18 protein-coding genes are annotated in these 15,240 nt (G+C 65.4%); 3 read left to right on the top strand and 15 right to left on the bottom strand.

Annotation, left to right across the window (positions count from 1 at the left end):
* Positions 1–32 precede the first annotated feature (32 nt).
* The 3 genes from Q0C64_RS02155 to Q0C64_RS02145 form a co-directional block, all read right to left on the bottom strand.
* The gene (locus Q0C64_RS02155) at positions 33–683 is read right to left on the bottom strand and encodes a sigma-70 family RNA polymerase sigma factor (RefSeq protein WP_294120490.1); all 651 of its coding nucleotides are present in this window, start codon (positions 681–683) and stop codon (positions 33–35) included.
* A 69-nt stretch (positions 684–752) separates the two neighbouring features.
* On the bottom strand, positions 753–893 hold the full coding sequence (locus tag Q0C64_RS02150; RefSeq protein WP_294120488.1) for a hypothetical protein: 141 nt from the start codon (positions 891–893) through the stop codon (positions 753–755).
* Positions 894–967: 74 nt separating this feature from the next.
* Entirely contained in the window at positions 968–1,768 is an 801-nt protein-coding gene (locus Q0C64_RS02145) for a response regulator (RefSeq protein ID WP_294120486.1), read from the bottom strand.
* 305 nt (positions 1,769–2,073) lie between these two features.
* Here Q0C64_RS02145 and Q0C64_RS02140 point away from each other — a divergent pair, with 305 nt between their 5' ends.
* Both Q0C64_RS02140 and Q0C64_RS02135 read left to right on the top strand, forming a co-directional pair.
* A complete protein-coding gene (locus Q0C64_RS02140) occupies positions 2,074–2,280 on the top strand; it encodes a NepR family anti-sigma factor (protein WP_294120485.1) in 207 nt (68 codons plus the stop codon).
* Between the two features lie 24 nt (positions 2,281–2,304).
* Positions 2,305–3,843, top strand: coding sequence for a sensor histidine kinase (locus Q0C64_RS02135; RefSeq protein WP_294120483.1), 1,539 nt, complete (start codon positions 2,305–2,307; stop codon positions 3,841–3,843).
* Between the two features lie 67 nt (positions 3,844–3,910).
* Here the strand turns inward: Q0C64_RS02135 and tatC are convergent, their stop codons facing one another.
* From tatC to Q0C64_RS02085, 10 genes are all read right to left on the bottom strand, one after another.
* A complete protein-coding gene (gene tatC / locus Q0C64_RS02130) occupies positions 3,911–4,792 on the bottom strand; it encodes a twin-arginine translocase subunit TatC (RefSeq protein ID WP_294120481.1) in 882 nt (293 codons plus the stop codon).
* The gene (gene tatB / locus Q0C64_RS02125; RefSeq protein WP_294120479.1) at positions 4,789–5,160 is read right to left on the bottom strand and encodes a Sec-independent protein translocase protein TatB; all 372 of its coding nucleotides are present in this window, start codon (positions 5,158–5,160) and stop codon (positions 4,789–4,791) included. The genes tatC and tatB overlap by 4 nt, the downstream gene beginning before the upstream one ends.
* A 20-nt stretch (positions 5,161–5,180) precedes the next feature.
* Positions 5,181–5,429, bottom strand: coding sequence for a twin-arginine translocase TatA/TatE family subunit (locus Q0C64_RS02120; protein ID WP_294120476.1), 249 nt, complete (start codon positions 5,427–5,429; stop codon positions 5,181–5,183).
* 33 nt (positions 5,430–5,462) lie between these two features.
* Complete coding sequence (gene scpB / locus Q0C64_RS02115; RefSeq protein WP_294120475.1) at positions 5,463–6,029, bottom strand: SMC-Scp complex subunit ScpB; 567 nt, start codon at positions 6,027–6,029, stop codon at positions 5,463–5,465.
* A complete protein-coding gene (locus Q0C64_RS02110; RefSeq protein ID WP_294120474.1) occupies positions 6,029–6,790 on the bottom strand; it encodes a ScpA family protein in 762 nt (253 codons plus the stop codon). The genes scpB and Q0C64_RS02110 overlap by 1 nt, the downstream gene beginning before the upstream one ends.
* Positions 6,791–6,811: 21 nt before the next feature.
* Positions 6,812–7,819 (bottom strand): beta-N-acetylhexosaminidase, encoded by a 1,008-nt coding sequence (nagZ, locus tag Q0C64_RS02105; RefSeq protein WP_294120473.1) that lies wholly within the window; start codon positions 7,817–7,819, stop codon positions 6,812–6,814.
* Entirely contained in the window at positions 7,819–8,502 is a 684-nt protein-coding gene (locus Q0C64_RS02100; protein ID WP_294120472.1) for an SPOR domain-containing protein, read from the bottom strand. The genes nagZ and Q0C64_RS02100 overlap by 1 nt, the downstream gene beginning before the upstream one ends.
* Positions 8,503–8,594: 92 nt before the next feature.
* Complete coding sequence (locus Q0C64_RS02095) at positions 8,595–9,344, bottom strand: SPOR domain-containing protein (protein WP_294120471.1); 750 nt, start codon at positions 9,342–9,344, stop codon at positions 8,595–8,597.
* A complete protein-coding gene (argS, locus tag Q0C64_RS02090) occupies positions 9,344–11,077 on the bottom strand; it encodes an arginine--tRNA ligase (RefSeq protein WP_294120470.1) in 1,734 nt (577 codons plus the stop codon). Before argS ends, Q0C64_RS02095 begins: the two co-directional genes overlap by 1 nt.
* Before the next feature lie 78 nt (positions 11,078–11,155).
* Positions 11,156–11,713, bottom strand: coding sequence for a D-Ala-D-Ala carboxypeptidase family metallohydrolase (locus tag Q0C64_RS02085; protein ID WP_294120468.1), 558 nt, complete (start codon positions 11,711–11,713; stop codon positions 11,156–11,158).
* 166 nt (positions 11,714–11,879) lie between these two features.
* Between Q0C64_RS02085 and Q0C64_RS02080 the strand changes: the two genes are divergently transcribed.
* The gene (locus Q0C64_RS02080; protein ID WP_294120466.1) at positions 11,880–12,245 is read left to right on the top strand and encodes a hypothetical protein; all 366 of its coding nucleotides are present in this window, start codon (positions 11,880–11,882) and stop codon (positions 12,243–12,245) included.
* Between the two features lie 24 nt (positions 12,246–12,269).
* On the opposite strand, the gene Q0C64_RS02075 is transcribed toward Q0C64_RS02080, so the two are convergent.
* Complete coding sequence (locus Q0C64_RS02075; RefSeq protein ID WP_294120464.1) at positions 12,270–13,430, bottom strand: deoxyguanosinetriphosphate triphosphohydrolase; 1,161 nt, start codon at positions 13,428–13,430, stop codon at positions 12,270–12,272.
* The gene (locus Q0C64_RS02070; protein ID WP_294120462.1) at positions 13,427–14,983 is read right to left on the bottom strand and encodes an SPOR domain-containing protein; all 1,557 of its coding nucleotides are present in this window, start codon (positions 14,981–14,983) and stop codon (positions 13,427–13,429) included. The genes Q0C64_RS02075 and Q0C64_RS02070 overlap by 4 nt, the downstream gene beginning before the upstream one ends.
* Positions 14,984–15,240: the final 257 nt, after the last annotated feature.

Here is a 15,240-nt window from a genome sequence, read left to right as displayed (position 1 = left end):
GGAGCGACGCTTCGGTGCGCCGCCGGACGAGATCAGCCGCGGTCGCGGCTAAGCGCGTCGACCTCGCTCATAATTTCCTGAAGGGCCGACTTGTCCGGATCGCTCTTGTGCTGCCGCCGTGACGGCAGCTTTCCGCCGCTCAGCAGCGCCTCCAGCGCGACCCGACCGCGGGCAACGCGGCTCTTGATCGTGCCGACCGCGCAACCGCAGATTTCCGCAGCTTCCTCATAGGCAAAGCCGCCGGCCCCAACCAGGATCAGCGCTTCGCGCTGCGGCTGCGGCAGGTGCAGCAATGCGCGTTGCATATCGCCCAATTCGACATGCTTGTCCTGGCTCGCTGGTGCGGCGAGGATTTTCGAGGCGGTGATGTCGTCCCACTCGCCCTTGAAGCGTGCACGGCGCATCTGGCTGAGGAACAGGTTGCGCAGGATGATGAAGGTCCAGGCGCGCATATTGGTCCCGGCCTGGAACCGCTTGCGCGCCGCCCAGGCCTTGAGCAGCGTTTCCTGGACCAGATCGTCGGCAAGATCGCGGCTGCCCGACAGCGAGCGGCCGAACGCCCTTAGATGCGGGATGACCTGGGCGAGCTCCTCCTTGAACTCGTCATCCGGTAGCGGCACCGGCTCGGGGCGCTCGACTTCCCTTTCCTGTTCGTCGTCGTCGATCAAAAGAACCCGCCCCATCTGGACTTTGGCGGATGTGTCCAAACCCGCCTGATGATACGCATCGTTGTTACACGTCGATGTATGGGTTTAGCGCGCGATGAACAATATCAGCGCGAACAAGCCAATAACCAGCAGCAGGCTGACCCCGAGCACGACCCGCGTGACATGCGGCGTTGCTCCGGCCCTGGCCTGGGTCGCTGCGAGATGTTCGGGCGTTCCGTCCGTCATCGATACCCCTGTCGTCAATTTGGTTTTGCAACCCCAACGATGCAGGGGGGCGGCCTGTTCCTTTTCATGCAACCTTAGGCTGCAGGAACCGTCGCGACGTCGAAGAACAACGCCTGGCTGATCGCCGCCTTCACCGTCGAACGCTGGAACGGCTTGGTGATGAGGAAGGTCGGCTCGGGCCGCGTCCCGGTCAGCAACCGTTCGGGGAAGGCGGTGATGAAAATCACCGGCACCGAAAATTCCAGGATGATGTCCTTCACGGCGTCGATTCCGCTGCTGTCATCGGCCAGCTGGATGTCGGCCAGCACCAGCCCCGGCGGGGCCTTGCGCGCCTGGGCAACCGCTTCGTCGCGGGTGACAGCGACGCCGGTGACATTATGGCCGAGGTCGCGAACGATCGATTCAATATCCATGGCGATGATCGGCTCATCCTCGATGATCAGCACGTCGGCATGGGTTTGCCGTTCGATCTCGGCCAGCGCTTCGGCGACTAGGCTGTCGACGTCGTCCGCCGAAGCGTCGATCAGATAGCCTGCATCATCCCGTGAAAAACCCTCGAGGCTGGTCAGCAGCAGCGCCTGGCGCGACAGCGGTGTGATCCGCGACAGCCGCGCCTGGGCAATTCCCTCGGCGCCGCCGATCTCGACCGACGGTTCCTCCCCTTCCTCGATATTGGCGGTCGACCAGATGGCGTGGAATGTTTTGTAGAGTCCCAGCCGGGGATCGACATCGCGGGGAAATTCATCGGGCCTGGCGACAATCGTTTCCAACGCCGCCCGAACGAAGGCGTCGCCATGCGCCTGGCTGCCGGTCAGGGCGCGCGCGTAGCGGCGAAGGAATGGAAGGTGCGGAGCAAGTTCCTGGCCCAGCGACATAGATGGTGACTCCCCTTGCAGCCTAGGATCATTTCGGCCCCGTTTTGGGCGGGACGCATCGTTGGTGCAAGCCTGTCGACCGCCGGACCGCGCCGTCGCGGCGGCGCAACACCCTTCGCCCCAAGTTTGCGTAAGGTGGAACAAAGGATAGGCGATTTGGTTTCCTCTCCCAATTCGGAACTGTCCCAAGCTGGCCGATTGACGAATAGCGCGGGCCGCCGATAGGTGCGTTTGCCTCTCCCAATTTCGACGGGGCGGCAGTTGGCTGGTGCGCCGTGTGACAATAGTAGAAGGAACCGGCGCAAATGCTTGCGCTCGAGGGGGACGAGAGTTTGAGTGGGAGCACAAAAGCCAGCGGTGGCCGAAGCTCGTCCGAGCCCGGAGACCCTGAGAAGAAATCCCGCAAGGACCGCACCGGCACGATCGGCCGGGCGCTTCGCACTGTCTATGACGACATGCTACGCGAAGAAGTGCCGCGGGATTTTCTCGATCTTTTGCGTAAGCTGGACTGACAAGGGCGCCTGGGCCGCCGCCTGATGGAACGCCGGTCCCTTTTCCATCGCTGGCCGACCGGCGCCATCCTCCTGCTCCTGCTGACCGCGGCGCTGCTGCCGCTGGGCCTGGTGCTGGCCTGGATCACGCAACAGAATATTCGCGAAACCAACGGCGCTCTGGTCGCCCGCGCCGACCAGCAGGGCCAGGCCGCCTTTCGGGCCGTGGAAAGCCTGGTGGCGCGCAATGCGCTGGCGCTGAGGGTTGCCGCGAATGGCGCGCTGGCGGCCAAGGCGCCCGATCCCTGCGTCGCGGCTTCGCAAACCCTGGCAATTGCGCCGGCGGTGGCGCGCCAGTTTCGCATTCGCGATCCCGACGGCCGGACGGTTTGCAGCAACGGCCATTACAAGTCGGAGCGCGACGATTTGCTGGTCGCACCCGGCGACATCAAGATGTGGGTCTCCCCGCAAAATCTGTTGGTCTATCGGGTCGGCCTGATCGGCGGCAATGCCACCGGTGTGCTGACTCCGGACGAGCTGCGCAAGGCGGCGGAAGACGCCACCGGCGGCCTCAAAGGACTGACCATCAGCGACAGCGCGAATATGATGACAATCGTAGCGCCGGTCACAAGTCCCGAGGCACGGGAGCTGGTTCGCGACCAGCGCTACGAAATCGGGCGCGGCCAGCTGCAGCTTCGCACCATCACGACGATGGAGCGAACCACGCTGCTCGATTTGATGGTCATGCTTCTCCCATTGCTGATGTGGGTCGCGGCGACCCTGCTCAGCTGGATGCTGGTCCGGCGGCTATTGCTCGCTCCGTTGGCCCGGCTGCAGCGGGCGGTGGTCGAATATGAACCGGGCGAAGGTGGCCTGGATCTGCCAGACAAGCATGGCATGGCGTCCGAGATCGAGGAGCTTTCAAACGCGTTCGAGCGGGCGGTCGGCCGGATCGAAGGCGCCGAACGCGGGGCGCTGGATGCGCTCGAAGGCCAGCGCCGGCTGGTTCGCGAGGTCCATCACCGCGTCAAGAATAACCTGCAGGTCGTCGCCTCGCTGCTCAGCATACACGGACGGAGCGCGACCAAGCCGGAGGCCAAGGCCGCTTATTCGGCCATCGGGCGGCGGGTCGACGCATTGTCGGTGGTCCATCGCCACCATTATGCCGAGCTGGAAGAAAATCGCGGGATAGCACTTCGCCCGCTGCTCACCGAACTGGCAGCGGATCTCCGTTCAAGCGCCCCGCCCGAGGCGCGTGGCCTTCGCATTGAACTGGAGCTCGATGCGCCGTCGACCACGCAGGATGTCGCGGTCGCCGCGGCGTTCCTGATCACCGAGATCGTCGAGTTCGCCATGTTGCGGCGCCCCGATGATGCGGTCGAGATTTCGCTGCGGCGCGAGGACGAGCTGACCGCGACGCTGGCGATCGCTTCGTCGGTACTGATCCCGGAGGGCGATCCCGATGACGTCGCCAAGAACCAGTTCGAGCGGATCGTCGAGGGCCTGGCCCGGCAATTGCGCTCGCCGCTGGACCGCAAACTCGGCCGTTACGCCGTCACCTTGCCGGTATTTCCGGGCGGCTGACCGGTAACCGGCCAAAGCATCCAAATAAATTTTCCCGGGGTGGGAACCGAGTCGGAAAAGCGGACGTTTAGGCCTCTGGATAGTGACCTTTTGCCCCCCCGCTCTCGCTATCCAACGAAATGGGCCCGGAATCGCCAACCCTCCCCCCCCCCGGTGGCGTTTTCGGGCCCACACTTTTGCCTGCGGAATCCGAAGCCGTCTGGGCCCGCCTCGCGGCGCGCCAGTGGGTTAGGCGAATGGCCAGGATGGCGAACTCGTACAGGGCGTAAAGTGGCACCAGCAGCAATAGCATCGAGACGACGTCAGGCGGGGTCAGCACCGCCGATACCGCCGCGGCAATCACGATCGCGTAGCGGCGCGACTTGGCCAGCTGCTCGCGGGTAACGATCCCGGCCCGCTCCAGCACCATCAGCAAGACCGGGGTCAGGAAAGCGACGCCGAAACCGAACAGGAAACGAGTGACGAAGTTCAGATAATTGCCGATCGCCGGCAGCGCTTCCTGGGTGACTCCGCCAACATTGCCAGTGAAGCCCAGTAGGAATTTCAGCGCCCAGGGCATGGCGACGAAATAGGCAAAGCTGGCGCCGCCGATGAAGAAGAAGGGCGTCATGACCAGGAACGGCAGGAAGGCCTTCTTTTCCTTGGCGTAGAGCCCCGGCGCAACGAATTTCCAGATCTGGGTAGCGAACACCGGGAAGCTAATCATCAGTGCCGCGAAGAAGGCGACCTTCACTTCGACGAAAAAGGCTTCGAAAATGTCGGTGTAGATGAGCTTGCCCTGCCCGGCCTTCAGTAGCGGCTGGACCAGGATCGCGAAGATCGGCTTGGCGAAATAAAGGCAGATGAAGAAGCCGCCGAGCAGCGTCGCGACGCACCATAGCAAGCGCCGGCGAAGCTCGATCAGATGGTCGAGCAGCGGGGCCTTGGTGTCGTCGATGTCGCTGATCATGGCAGCGGCCGATCCTTGGGCGGGGTCGGATCGTCATCGGGCGCGGCCGGCGCCTCCAGCGGCAGATCGGGCTGCGCGGCCTCGGGCGGCAATTCGGTCATCACCGGTTGGGGCTCGGGATAGTTTCCGTCGGCCGGATATTGGGCGAGGATCCGCTGGTTCTCCTCGCGCCACTTCTTCTCCATTTCCTCGAGCTCGGCCTCGCGGATGACATTCTCGATCCCGGCGGTGAAATGGCGGGCATAGCCGCGCACCTGGCCGACCCAGCGGCCGACCTTCAACATCACGCGCGGCAATTCCTTGGGCCCGATGAACAACAGGGCCACCACTGCCACGACCAGCAGTTCGGAAGTGTCGACGCCGAACATCGGCGGGCTCTAGCAGAAATCTACTGGCGCGTCTGATCGTCAGCCGGCGGCGTTGCAGTCGGCTCGGCGGGACGCGGCGTGATGTCGATCGGCTGCTGCGGCGGGATCTGCTTGGGCTCAGCCGGCTTGTCCTCGTCGCTGAGCCCCTGCTTAAAGCTCTTCAGGCCCTTGGCCACGTCGCCCATCATCGCCGAGAAGCGATTGCCGCCGAACAGCAGCAGGACGAGGACCGCCAAGATCAGGATATGCCAAATGCTGAAACCGCCCATGAGGGAACTCCGGTAAGGGATTTTGAAGCCTAGTTAGTCGTCTTCGCCGTCAGATTCTAGCTGAAGCTGAAACAGCGACTCTTCGAGCGGGTCGAGCAGGCCCGCCGCCTTCAGATCATCGATGCCCGGTAGGTCGCGCCGCGAGCCGAGGCCGAAGTGGCTGAGGAAGTCGGGCGTGGTCGCATAGAGCAACGGCCTTCCTGGCGCCTCGCGTCGCCCGGCGGTCTTGATCCAGCCCGCCTCCATCAACACGTCGAGCGTGCCTTTGCTGATCTGCACGCCGCGGATCGCCTCGATCTCGGCGCGGCTGACCGGCTCATGATAGGCGATGATCGCCAGCGTCTCGGTCGCCGCGCGCGACAGGCGCCGCGAATCCTCGCGCGTCCGCCGCAGGATGTGCGCCAGGTCCGGCGCCGTCTGGAAATGCCAGCGCTCGCCGCGCTCGACCAGCTCGACCCCATGCCCGGCATAGCGTTCCGCCAGGTCCCGTAGCGCCGCCTCGACATCGCCCTCGCCGGCATAGCCGGCAATATCCTCGATGGTCAGCGGTTCTTCGGAGGCGAATATCGCCGCTTCGACCGCCCGCAGAAAATCGTCCATCAGGCCGCCCGCCTCACGAGCAGCTCGCCGAACGTCTCTTCCTGCTCCAGCTCGAGCCGCCCCTGCCGGGCCAGCTCCAGCGCGGCGACGAAGCTGCTGGCCAGCGCCGACTTGCGATATTGCGGATCGGCGGTCGCCGGCAGGAAGGCCTCCAATGTGGTCCATTCGAGCGCCTGGCCGATCAGCGCCGCGACCCGCTGGATCGCATCCTCCAATGTCATCACCGCGCGGTGTGCGACGACATGCATTGCCGGCGCGGTGCGCGCCTTGACCCGGCCATAGGCGGCATAAAGGTCGAAGGCGGTCGCTTGCCAGGCCGACTTGCGCACCAGCTTCAGCCCTTCGGGCGCGCCGCGGGCGAACACGTCGCGGCCCAGCCGGTCGCGGCCCATCAGCCGGGCGCCGGCGTCGCGCATCGCATCCAGCCGCTGCAGCCGGAGCTGGAGCCTCAGCGCAAGCTCCTCCGGCGACGGATCGACCATCGGGTCCTTGGGCAGCAACAGGCAACTTTTGAGGTAGGCCAGCCAGGCCGCCATCACCAGATAATCGGCCGCGATCTCCAGCCGCAGGGTACGCGCGCCCTCGATGTAAGCTAGATATTGCTCGACCAGCGCCAGGATCGAGATTTGGTGGAGGTCGACCTTCTGCTGGCGAGCGAGGTTGAGCAGCAGGTCGAGCGGGCCTTCCCAGCCGTCGAGGCTGAGGTTCAGCGCCTCGTCGTCACGCACCGGCGCAATGAACAGCTCGTCATCTTCCCCCATGGACCGAACCTATGCCGCTTTTTACACCAGCGCCAGCAGCGCGTCGCGCTTGGCCACCGCCTCGGCGAAGTCCATTTCGTCGTCGGGCGTGAAGCGCATTGCCATCGCCCGCGCCAGCCGCGCCGCGCCCTCGGGCGAGATCTCGCCGACCGCATCGGCGACCAGCAGCATATTCTCCATCTTGCCGTCGCAGTGCAGCGCCACATCGCAGCCGGCCGCGACGCAAGCGGCAGCGCGCGTGCCATGGTCGCCGCCGAGCGCTTCCATGCCGATGTCGTCGCTCATCAGGAAACCGTCAAAGCCGATCCGTTGGCGGATGATCTCGCCAATCACATAGGGCGATTGCGACGCCGGCCGCTCCGCGTCCCACGCGGTATAAAGCAGGTGACTGGTCATCCCCATCGGCGCGTCGCGCAGCCGCTCGAACGGCTCGAGGTCGATCGCCAGCTCATCTTCGCTCGCCTCGACGATCGGCAGCTCGTGATGGCTGTCGACCAGCGCCCGGCCATGGCCCGGAATATGCTTGATGACCCCCAATGCTCCGGCAGAAGCGAGCCCATCGAGGATCGCCTTGCCTAGCGCCGCCACCTGCATCGGTTCGGAGCCCAGCGCGCGGTCGCCGACGATGTCGGTGGCGCCCGGCTGGCGGACGTCGAGCATCGGTAGGCAGTCGATATTGACGCCGACCTCGTTCAGCATCAGCCCCAGCGCCCGGGCGTTGACCCGCGCCGCCTCGATCGCGCTCGACGGCGCCAGCCGGTAAAGTTGGTCGAACGCCTCGCCGCTGGGGAAGGCGGGCCATTCCGGCGGACGCATCCGCGCCACCCGGCCGCCCTCCTGGTCGATCAGGACCGGTACTTCATCATGGCCTTCGAGGTCGCGAAGCGCGTTTGTTAGCGCCCGCAACTGTTCTCGCGTCTCAATATTTCGCCTGAACAAAATATAGCCGGCAGGCTTGGCGTCGCGGAAGAAATCCCGCTCTTCCGCCAAAATTTCCGTCCCGGTCAGGCCGTAAATCGCTGCCTGCATCAGTTCACCGGCAGGCAGCTTTCGCCCGCCGCCTTCAACGCCGTGCAGGCCGCCTTGGTCTGGTCCGAGGAGCCCGATGCGCGCAGCCGGTAAACCGACTTGCCGCCGACATTGGCGGTCATCACCGCCTTGCGCAGCGCCGCCACCTCGGGGAAGCGGCCCGACAGCAGCTTCCACGCCGTGTCGGCCTTGACCGTCGAGCCATAGGCCCCGAGCTGGATCGTCGGGCCGGTCGGCCCGGCCGGCGCCGCCTCGGCGGTTGCCGGCGCCTTGGTTTCTGCCGTGGGCGCGGGCTTCGGCTCTTCGGCGGTCTTGGCAGGCTCCGCGGCAATCGGCGTCATCTCCTCGGGCAGCTTGCGCACGTCGAGGCTGGAATCCGGGTCCTCGCCGGCGCTGGTCGAATAGGCCGTCTCGCTGTCCCCGGCGACATCGAGCCCGCCCGGATCGGTTGGCTTGACCTTATAGGGACCGGGTTCGGCGCGGATCAGTTCGGGGACGCCATTGATCGAGGGATTCTGCCGGCCGAGCCAGAACATGGTTCCGGCGACGATCGCCCCGGCGAGCAGCACCAGCACCAGCGCGACGAACATCTTGCGGGCGGAAATGGCACGCGGGCCGTCCTCATTCTCGACCGCCTCCAGCCAGGGCAATGACTGGTCGTCATAGGCCGGTGCGTCACTCATCGCCTCATCGTCTCCCCTCGGTGCGGCCGCATCCTAGAAGCCGTGCGGGCAAGATGGGAGGGGGTGCGAAAATTTTCAGCCGGTCGGGGAGTTCACGCCACCGTGCAGGCGCGACCGATTGACTTCAGATTGCTGCACAGCTGCTTGGCATGCTTCTTCGACGGCGTTCCGAGCTGCAGCCGATAGAAGCGCTTCGACCGGATCGAGATCGGCTCGATGCTCTTCGGCATGGTGACGAGGTAGGTATAGTCGCGGATCGTGCTCCGCCACGCCGCCTCGGCCTGCCAGGCACTCTTGTAGACGCCCAGCTGGACCGTCTTGCCGCGCACCACTTCGGCCGATGGGTTGACCGCCGGACGCGGCGGGTCGGGCGGCAGCGGCAGGGCCGCGATTGCCACCGCGGCATTGCTGGTCGCCGCATCCAGAGCAACTGAAGGCATCGGCTCGCCGGTCTGCTCGCTCACTACCTCGCGATAGGCCAGGTCGGTCGGCACCGCCTTGATCCGCCGCTGGGCCCTTGCCTTGGCGCGATGGATAACCGGGTCACGCGCTACCCAAGTCTGCTTAACGGTCGGCTGCTGTTGCTCGGCCAGCGGCGCCAGCTCGATCGGCGGTTGCAGATCCGCCGGGGCGGGCAGGACGACGCTCGCCTGCGGCGCAGCCGTTGTGCTTGACGGGAGCGGAATGACGTCGCGCGCAAGCAGCGTCACGACCGCCGCCAGGCCAATAGTGCCAATCGCCGCGGCCACTCCGGGCCGGCGGTTCGACTTTCTGGCCGGCGGGGCTCGATAAGGTTCGAGCCAGGGTAGTCTTCCTGGGTCCAATGCCCCCGCATCGGCCATCAGCGCATCTCCTCGGCGGCCTCCACTCCCATCAGGTCGAGGCCATTGCGGATAATCTGCCCAATTCCAATCGCCAATTCCAGCCTTGCGCGAGAAATTTGTGGATTATTTTCAAGGAGAAAGCGCCGCTCCGGATCGTCATTCCCGCGATTCCACAGCGCATGAAAAGCGGCCGCCAAGTCATAGAGATAAAAGGCGATCCGGTGCGGCTCATGCGCCATGGCCGCGCTCTCGACTGTCCGCGGATATTGGGCGGCGAGCTTGACCAGTGCCAATTCTTCACCGTCGAGCAGCGCCAGATCAGCCGGATCGTCGAGCGAAACGCCAGCGTCCGCCGCCTTGCGCTTTAGTGAACTGATCCGCGCATGGGCGTACTGAACGTAGAAAACCGGGTTGTCTTTCGACGCCTCTACCACCTTGGCGAAGTCGAAGTCGAGCGGCGTGTCGGCCCGCTTGGTCAGCATCATGAAGCGGACCACGTCCTTGCCCACCTCGCGCACCACATCCGCCAGCGTGACGAAATTGCCGGCCCGCTTGCTCATCTTGATCGGCTCGCCGGCCCGCAGCAGCTTGACCATCTGGATGATTTTGACGTCGAGGTCGACGCGGCCGTCGGTCAGTGCATTAACCGCTGCCTGGACGCGCTTGACCGTGCCGGCATGGTCGGCGCCCCAGATATTGACCAGATGATCGGCGCCCTCGGTCTTTTGCAGGTGATAGGCGGCGTCGGCGCCGAAATAGGTCCAGGACCCGTCCGACTTCTTCATCGGCCGGTCCTGGTCGTCGCCGAACTGGCTCGACTTGAACAGGGTCAGCTCGACCGGCTCCCACTCGTCATGCTCGTCGAGGCTCTTCGGCCGCTCCAGCTGGCCTTCGTAGACCAGCCCCTTGGCGCGGAGATTGTCCATCGCCTGTTCGACCTTGCCCGACGCCTGAAGCGCGGCCTCGGACGCGAAAATGTCGTGATGGATGCCGAGCAGGCCGAGGTCGTGCTTGATCAGCTCGATCATCGCCGCGACGGTCCTGGCCTTGAACAGCTCGAGCCATTCGCTTTCCGGCGCGCCGACGAACTTGTCGCCATATTCGGCGGCCAGCGCCTCGCCGACCGGCTTCAGATAGTCGCCGGGGTAAAGTCCCTCGGGAATCTCGCCGATATCTTCGCCCAGCGCTTCGCGGTAGCGGAGGTGCGCCGAGCGGGCGAGCGTATCGACTTGGCTACCGGCATCGTTGACATAATATTCCTTGGTGACACGAAAGCCCGCCGCCTCGAGCAGCCTTGCCAAAGCGTCGCCGACCACCGCGCCGCGGCAATGGCCCATATGCATCGGCCCGGTCGGGTTGGCCGAGACATATTCGACATTGACCCGTTCATTGGCACCAATCATCGACAAGCCATAGCGCTCGCCTTCGACCAGGATCGTCACCAGCTCGTCGCGCCAGCTTTCCTCGCCGAGCCGCAGGTTGATGAACCCCGGCCCGGCAACCTCGACCGAAATGACGTCCGGCAGCGCCTCCAGCTTCGGCTTGATCGCTTCGGCCAGTGCGCGCGGGTTGGTCCCGGCGCCCTTGGCTAGCACCATCGCCGCGTTGGTCGCCAGGTCGCCATGCGAGGGATCGCGCGGCGGCTCGACCGCCACCGCCCTGCGGGCAAGGCCGGGGGGTAGCTGGCCGGCGTCGGTCAGCTCATCGAGGATCGTATCGAGCAACGCGGAATAGCGGGCGTAAAGGGACAAAATGCTTCACCGGACAAAATGAGTGAGGCGCGCCTCTAGCGGTTCGCGACCGCTTCGCCAACTTTGCGAATTCGGCGCCTAGTTGCCGCCGCCCGATGACGGCGGCGCATAGACGATCCGCCACTCGGTTTTCTCGCCGAACCCGACCGAAACCATCTGCGCTTGCGACGTCGAATGATGCTTGGGCGGACCGAAGGCGAAATGGCTGTGGTCGCCTTCGTCGAGGGATTCGGCGAGCGAATAGCCAGCGGCGCGATAGGCTGCGGCGATCTGCCAATGGCTGACCCCCGGCCGGCGGGCGATGTCGATCGCCCGGCCGCGCAAATGATAGCTGTTGGGGACGCCGCCCACGGCGCGATTATGCTCGGGACTGCGGTAAGTGCTGGTCACCTGCCCCCAATGGGCGCCAAGCAGCCTGACGCTGCCCATGTCGACCGGACGGCCGCCGCTCGGCTGTTCCATCGCCCAGGTTCCGGCTGGCAGCGGTTCATCCGCGGCCGACTTGGTCGGCTTGCCCGCCTGAACAGGCCTGGCCGAGGGCACTGGCTTGCCAAGTTCGCGGATGCCCCAATTGGTGTCGGCTGCCGCTGCAGACGACCCCAATCCGAGCAAAAACAATGCGATCCCCGCTCGCATTAAGACCTGCCCCTTTTTTACGCTCGGCCGGGCTTATAACCCGAATTTAACAACAAATGGGAGTCTTGTGAGGCAAGGCGCCCATCCGCTGCGTTGACTCGAACCACCCCGCATTCACCAAAGCGACAGCTTGCGGGGCGCATCTCAATGGCCGAAAGGGATGGTGATGCGCCTGATCCAAGCCTGTTTCTGCGCCGCGGCCCTGATTTCTCCAACGATCGCCAGTGCGGCGGCGGACAAGGCGCCATTGCCGTCGGAAGTCCGCTTGTCCGATGCGGAGAAGGAGAAGATCCTGGAGGAGGCCGCGGCCAGCCGGCGCGAGCCTGCTGGATCCCGCATCGAAGTCGCCACCGATGACAATCTGCCGCCGCCGATCCATGGCGAAGTCGGCTTCACCATCGGCAGCGGCGGCTATCGTTCCGCCTATGGTACCGCCATCGTCCCCCTCAAGAATGACGGAGTCGCGATCATTTCGCTGGGGACGACCGATTTCGGCTCACAGGCGCGCTATCCGGCTCCCTGGGGCTGGTGAGCCAATTTTCCACGACCGCAGAGCCTAGAATCGGTCGGGCAAATTGACCGGCCCGATGAGCTCATGGTGCCGGGCGATTGCGAAGCGGTCGGTCATGCCGGCCAGATAGTCGCCGATCCCGCGCAGCCGCGCCTCCGCCCCTTCACCGCGCTGCCAACCTGCGGGAAGACTGGCGGGATTGTCGCGATAGAAGCGCGCTAGGTCGGCGACGATCCGCTGCGCCTCAATGCGGATCGGGCGTAGGGCATCGCTGTCGTAAAGGTGGGCGTAGAGATGGCGCTTCAGGCCCCGCTCCTCTTCCTGCAATTCGCTGGAAAAGCCGACCAGCGCCCGGCCGGCCCGGCGCACCTCGTCGATCGTCTCGACGCCAGCTTCGGTCACGCGCCGCCGGGTTTCATCGAGCACATCGCCGACCATCGTGCCGATGCCGTCACGGACCAGCGCTTTCAGCCTCTTGCCCCGGTCCAGCCCGGGGTGGCGCCGCTCGATGTCGGCCCAGTGCCGCGCCACGAACGGCTCCTCGAGCAACGCATCGAGTTCGAGCACTCCCGACCTGAGGCCGTCATCGATATCGTGATTGTCATAGGCAATGTCGTCGGCAATGGCCGCGACCTGCGCCTCCAGGCTGGGCCATGTATCCAGCTCCAGGTCGCGGATCCGGTTGGCCTCGGTCATCGCCCATTTGGGCTCGGCGACCGGACCGTTGTGCTTGGCGAGCCCTTCCAGAGCTTCCCAGCTGAGGTTGAGCCCGTCGAACCCCGGATAGGGATTCTCCAGGCAGGTCACGAGCCTCAGCGTGTGGCCGTTATGGTCGAAGCCGCCGGCGTCGCTGAGCGCCTCGTCGAGCGCCTCCTCCCCGCCATGGCCGAATGGCGGGTGGCCAAGGTCGTGGGCCAGGCACAGCGCCTCGGTCAGATCCTCGTTGAGGCCAAGCGCCCGTGCCATGGTCCGGCCAATCTGGGCGACCTCGATCGAATGCGTCAGTCGCACGCGGAAATGATCGCCGTCGGGCGCCACGAACACCTGCGTCTTGTGTCTCAGGCGGCGGAATGCAACCGAATGGACGATGCGGTCGCGATCGCGCTGGAACAGGTCGCGCGGCCCGCGCGGCGCCCGGTCTTCCTCGGGGAAGGCCCGGCCGCGCGATTGCGATGGCTGCGCGGCGAGGGCCTTCGGAAGCGTCATGGCTTGGAGAGTTTCTCGATCTTGATCTTGGGCGGAGTGCGCGTCCAGCTAAAGCCGTCGACGCCTTCCTTTTCAAGCTTGTTGACGAATGCCTGGGCTTCGCTCTTGCTGCCGAACGGCCCGACTAGCAGGCGGAAATAGTCCTTGCCGCCGGTGACATAGCCCGACCGCGACTTGAGCAATTTGCCGGCCTTGGCCGACAATTTCTTATACTCGGTGGCCATCCGCTTCTGGTTGGAGCCACCGGCCAGCTGCACCCAATAGGTTCCCTTGACGCCAAGCTTGGCTTCTTCCTCGCGGGCCTTCTTCTCCGCCGCCTTCTTGGCCGCGGCCGCCTTGGCAGCCTTGTCCTGGGCAGCCGGCTTCTTTGGGTCCAGCTTTGGCTCCGGCGGCGGCGGAGCTTCGGCCATCGTCGCCAGCAGCTTGTCGATCCCGTTCAAATTCCCCTCGGCCGCGGTTTCTTCGGTCGAGGCCGGAGCGGTTGTGGTTTCAACCGGCACCAGTTCACTCTCCGTGGGCGCGGCGCCACTCGCCGGCGGCATGCTAAAAGACGGAGAAGCGCTCGACGCCTTGTCCGACGGCAGGCTGAAGCTCGGCGCGGGCGGGTTCTGGGCGGTCTTGACCGGCGCCGCGACCGGCTGTGGTTTGCGCGGCGGCACGCGCCCGGCGATTTCCATGCTGGTCGGCTTGCGCGGTTCGGGCCTGCGCACGGACTGCTTGACGGGCGGCGTGACATTCATCGCCACCTTCGCCGGCGCCGCCGTATCCGGCTCGGGCGGCGTGATCTCGGCGGCGGCGACGCGGGTCGAGGCATCCTCGGGGAAGATGCCGAGGTGGACCGCGGCGGCTTTTTCGGCCGTGCTGAGGTTGGGCAGATAGCGGAAGAAGGGCGCAAACCGCGCTCCCGCACCAGGCATCACCGCGTCGATCGCTTGGGCCGCGGCAATCTGGTCGCCGACGAGCGCCAGCACGAAGGCACGCGTGCGCTGGGCAGCGGCGTCGTGCCGATTGAGCAAGGGCTGAATGGCCTCCATCGCCGCCTTGCGGTCGCGCCCGATCGCCAGGCTGAGTGCCAGCCGGCGCCGCGCCTCGTCCGAGCCAAGCGAGGCAATCGCCAGCCGGTAGTCGGCCTGCGCGCCCTTGAGGTCACCTTGCAGATCCTTGGCCATGCCGCGGTCGGTGGCCATCACCATCGGCTGCGCGCCGAGCTTGGCCGCCTGCTCAAAATAGAAGATCGCTCCGTCGGCGTCGCCCATGTGCGCCATCGCCGCGCCCAGCCCAACCTTGGCCGCGGGGGCGTTTGGATTGGCTTCCTCGGCCCGGCCGAAGAAGCCCGCCGCCGCCTGGACGTCACCCAGTTCCAGCGCCGCCCGCCCGGCGCCGATCAGTGCATTGAAGTCGCGCGGGGACGAAGCCAGCACGCGAATGTTGCGCGACAGCGCGTCCGCCGGAGTCTCGGCGGCGGATTGGGCCAATGCGGGGGACGCGGTCACGCAAGGTCCGGCAACCAGCAGCGCGGCCACCGAGGCTTTCAACCAACCCAATCTCAGCATGTTTCGCTCATGCCGAGACCAAGCTTGCCAGATGCTTTCATTGAAAGGCCGGAGCGCCAAAACGTGTCACCCCGGCGACGAGCCGGGGCGACCTTGATCCAGATTACTGATTATTCTGGCGATTGAGGAAGCGCGGGATGTCGAGCGGCTCGCGGCGGAAGCTCGGCATCGGCTCCTCATCGACCTTGGCCTGGGCCGCGCCGCGCGCGATGTTCGACATGCGCTCGAACAAGGTGCCCGAGGGTGCCGCCGGCTTG

Origin of the sequence: Sphingomonas sp., from assembly GCF_023266535.1 — a bacterium.
In the GTDB taxonomy this organism is placed as follows: domain Bacteria; phylum Pseudomonadota; class Alphaproteobacteria; order Sphingomonadales; family Sphingomonadaceae; genus Sphingomicrobium.
Note: the sequence above shows the minus strand (reverse complement) of the source record. Positions and strands in the feature narration are given on the sequence as shown.

Coding starts and splice junctions, on each gene's coding strand:
- Q0C64_RS02155 (WP_294120490.1), bottom strand. CDS start 683: ATGGGGCGGGTTCTTTTGATCGACGACGACGAACAGGAAAGGGAAGTC.
- Q0C64_RS02150 (WP_294120488.1), bottom strand. CDS start 893: ATGACGGACGGAACGCCCGAACATCTCGCAGCGACCCAGGCCAGGGCC.
- Q0C64_RS02145 (WP_294120486.1), bottom strand. CDS start 1,768: ATGTCGCTGGGCCAGGAACTTGCTCCGCACCTTCCATTCCTTCGCCGC.
- Q0C64_RS02140 (WP_294120485.1), top strand. CDS start 2,074: ATGCTTGCGCTCGAGGGGGACGAGAGTTTGAGTGGGAGCACAAAAGCC.
- Q0C64_RS02135 (WP_294120483.1), top strand. CDS start 2,305: ATGGAACGCCGGTCCCTTTTCCATCGCTGGCCGACCGGCGCCATCCTC.
- tatC (WP_294120481.1), bottom strand. CDS start 4,792: ATGATCAGCGACATCGACGACACCAAGGCCCCGCTGCTCGACCATCTG.
- tatB (WP_294120479.1), bottom strand. CDS start 5,160: ATGTTCGGCGTCGACACTTCCGAACTGCTGGTCGTGGCAGTGGTGGCC.
- Q0C64_RS02120 (WP_294120476.1), bottom strand. CDS start 5,429: ATGGGCGGTTTCAGCATTTGGCATATCCTGATCTTGGCGGTCCTCGTC.
- scpB (WP_294120475.1), bottom strand. CDS start 6,029: ATGGACGATTTTCTGCGGGCGGTCGAAGCGGCGATATTCGCCTCCGAA.
- Q0C64_RS02110 (WP_294120474.1), bottom strand. CDS start 6,790: ATGGGGGAAGATGACGAGCTGTTCATTGCGCCGGTGCGTGACGACGAG.
- nagZ (WP_294120473.1), bottom strand. CDS start 7,819: ATGCAGGCAGCGATTTACGGCCTGACCGGGACGGAAATTTTGGCGGAA.
- Q0C64_RS02100 (WP_294120472.1), bottom strand. CDS start 8,502: ATGAGTGACGCACCGGCCTATGACGACCAGTCATTGCCCTGGCTGGAG.
- Q0C64_RS02095 (WP_294120471.1), bottom strand. CDS start 9,344: ATGGCCGATGCGGGGGCATTGGACCCAGGAAGACTACCCTGGCTCGAA.
- Q0C64_RS02085 (WP_294120468.1), bottom strand. CDS start 11,713: ATGCGAGCGGGGATCGCATTGTTTTTGCTCGGATTGGGGTCGTCTGCA.
- Q0C64_RS02080 (WP_294120466.1), top strand. CDS start 11,880: ATGCGCCTGATCCAAGCCTGTTTCTGCGCCGCGGCCCTGATTTCTCCA.
- Q0C64_RS02075 (WP_294120464.1), bottom strand. CDS start 13,430: ATGACGCTTCCGAAGGCCCTCGCCGCGCAGCCATCGCAATCGCGCGGC.
- Q0C64_RS02070 (WP_294120462.1), bottom strand. CDS start 14,983: ATGCTGAGATTGGGTTGGTTGAAAGCCTCGGTGGCCGCGCTGCTGGTT.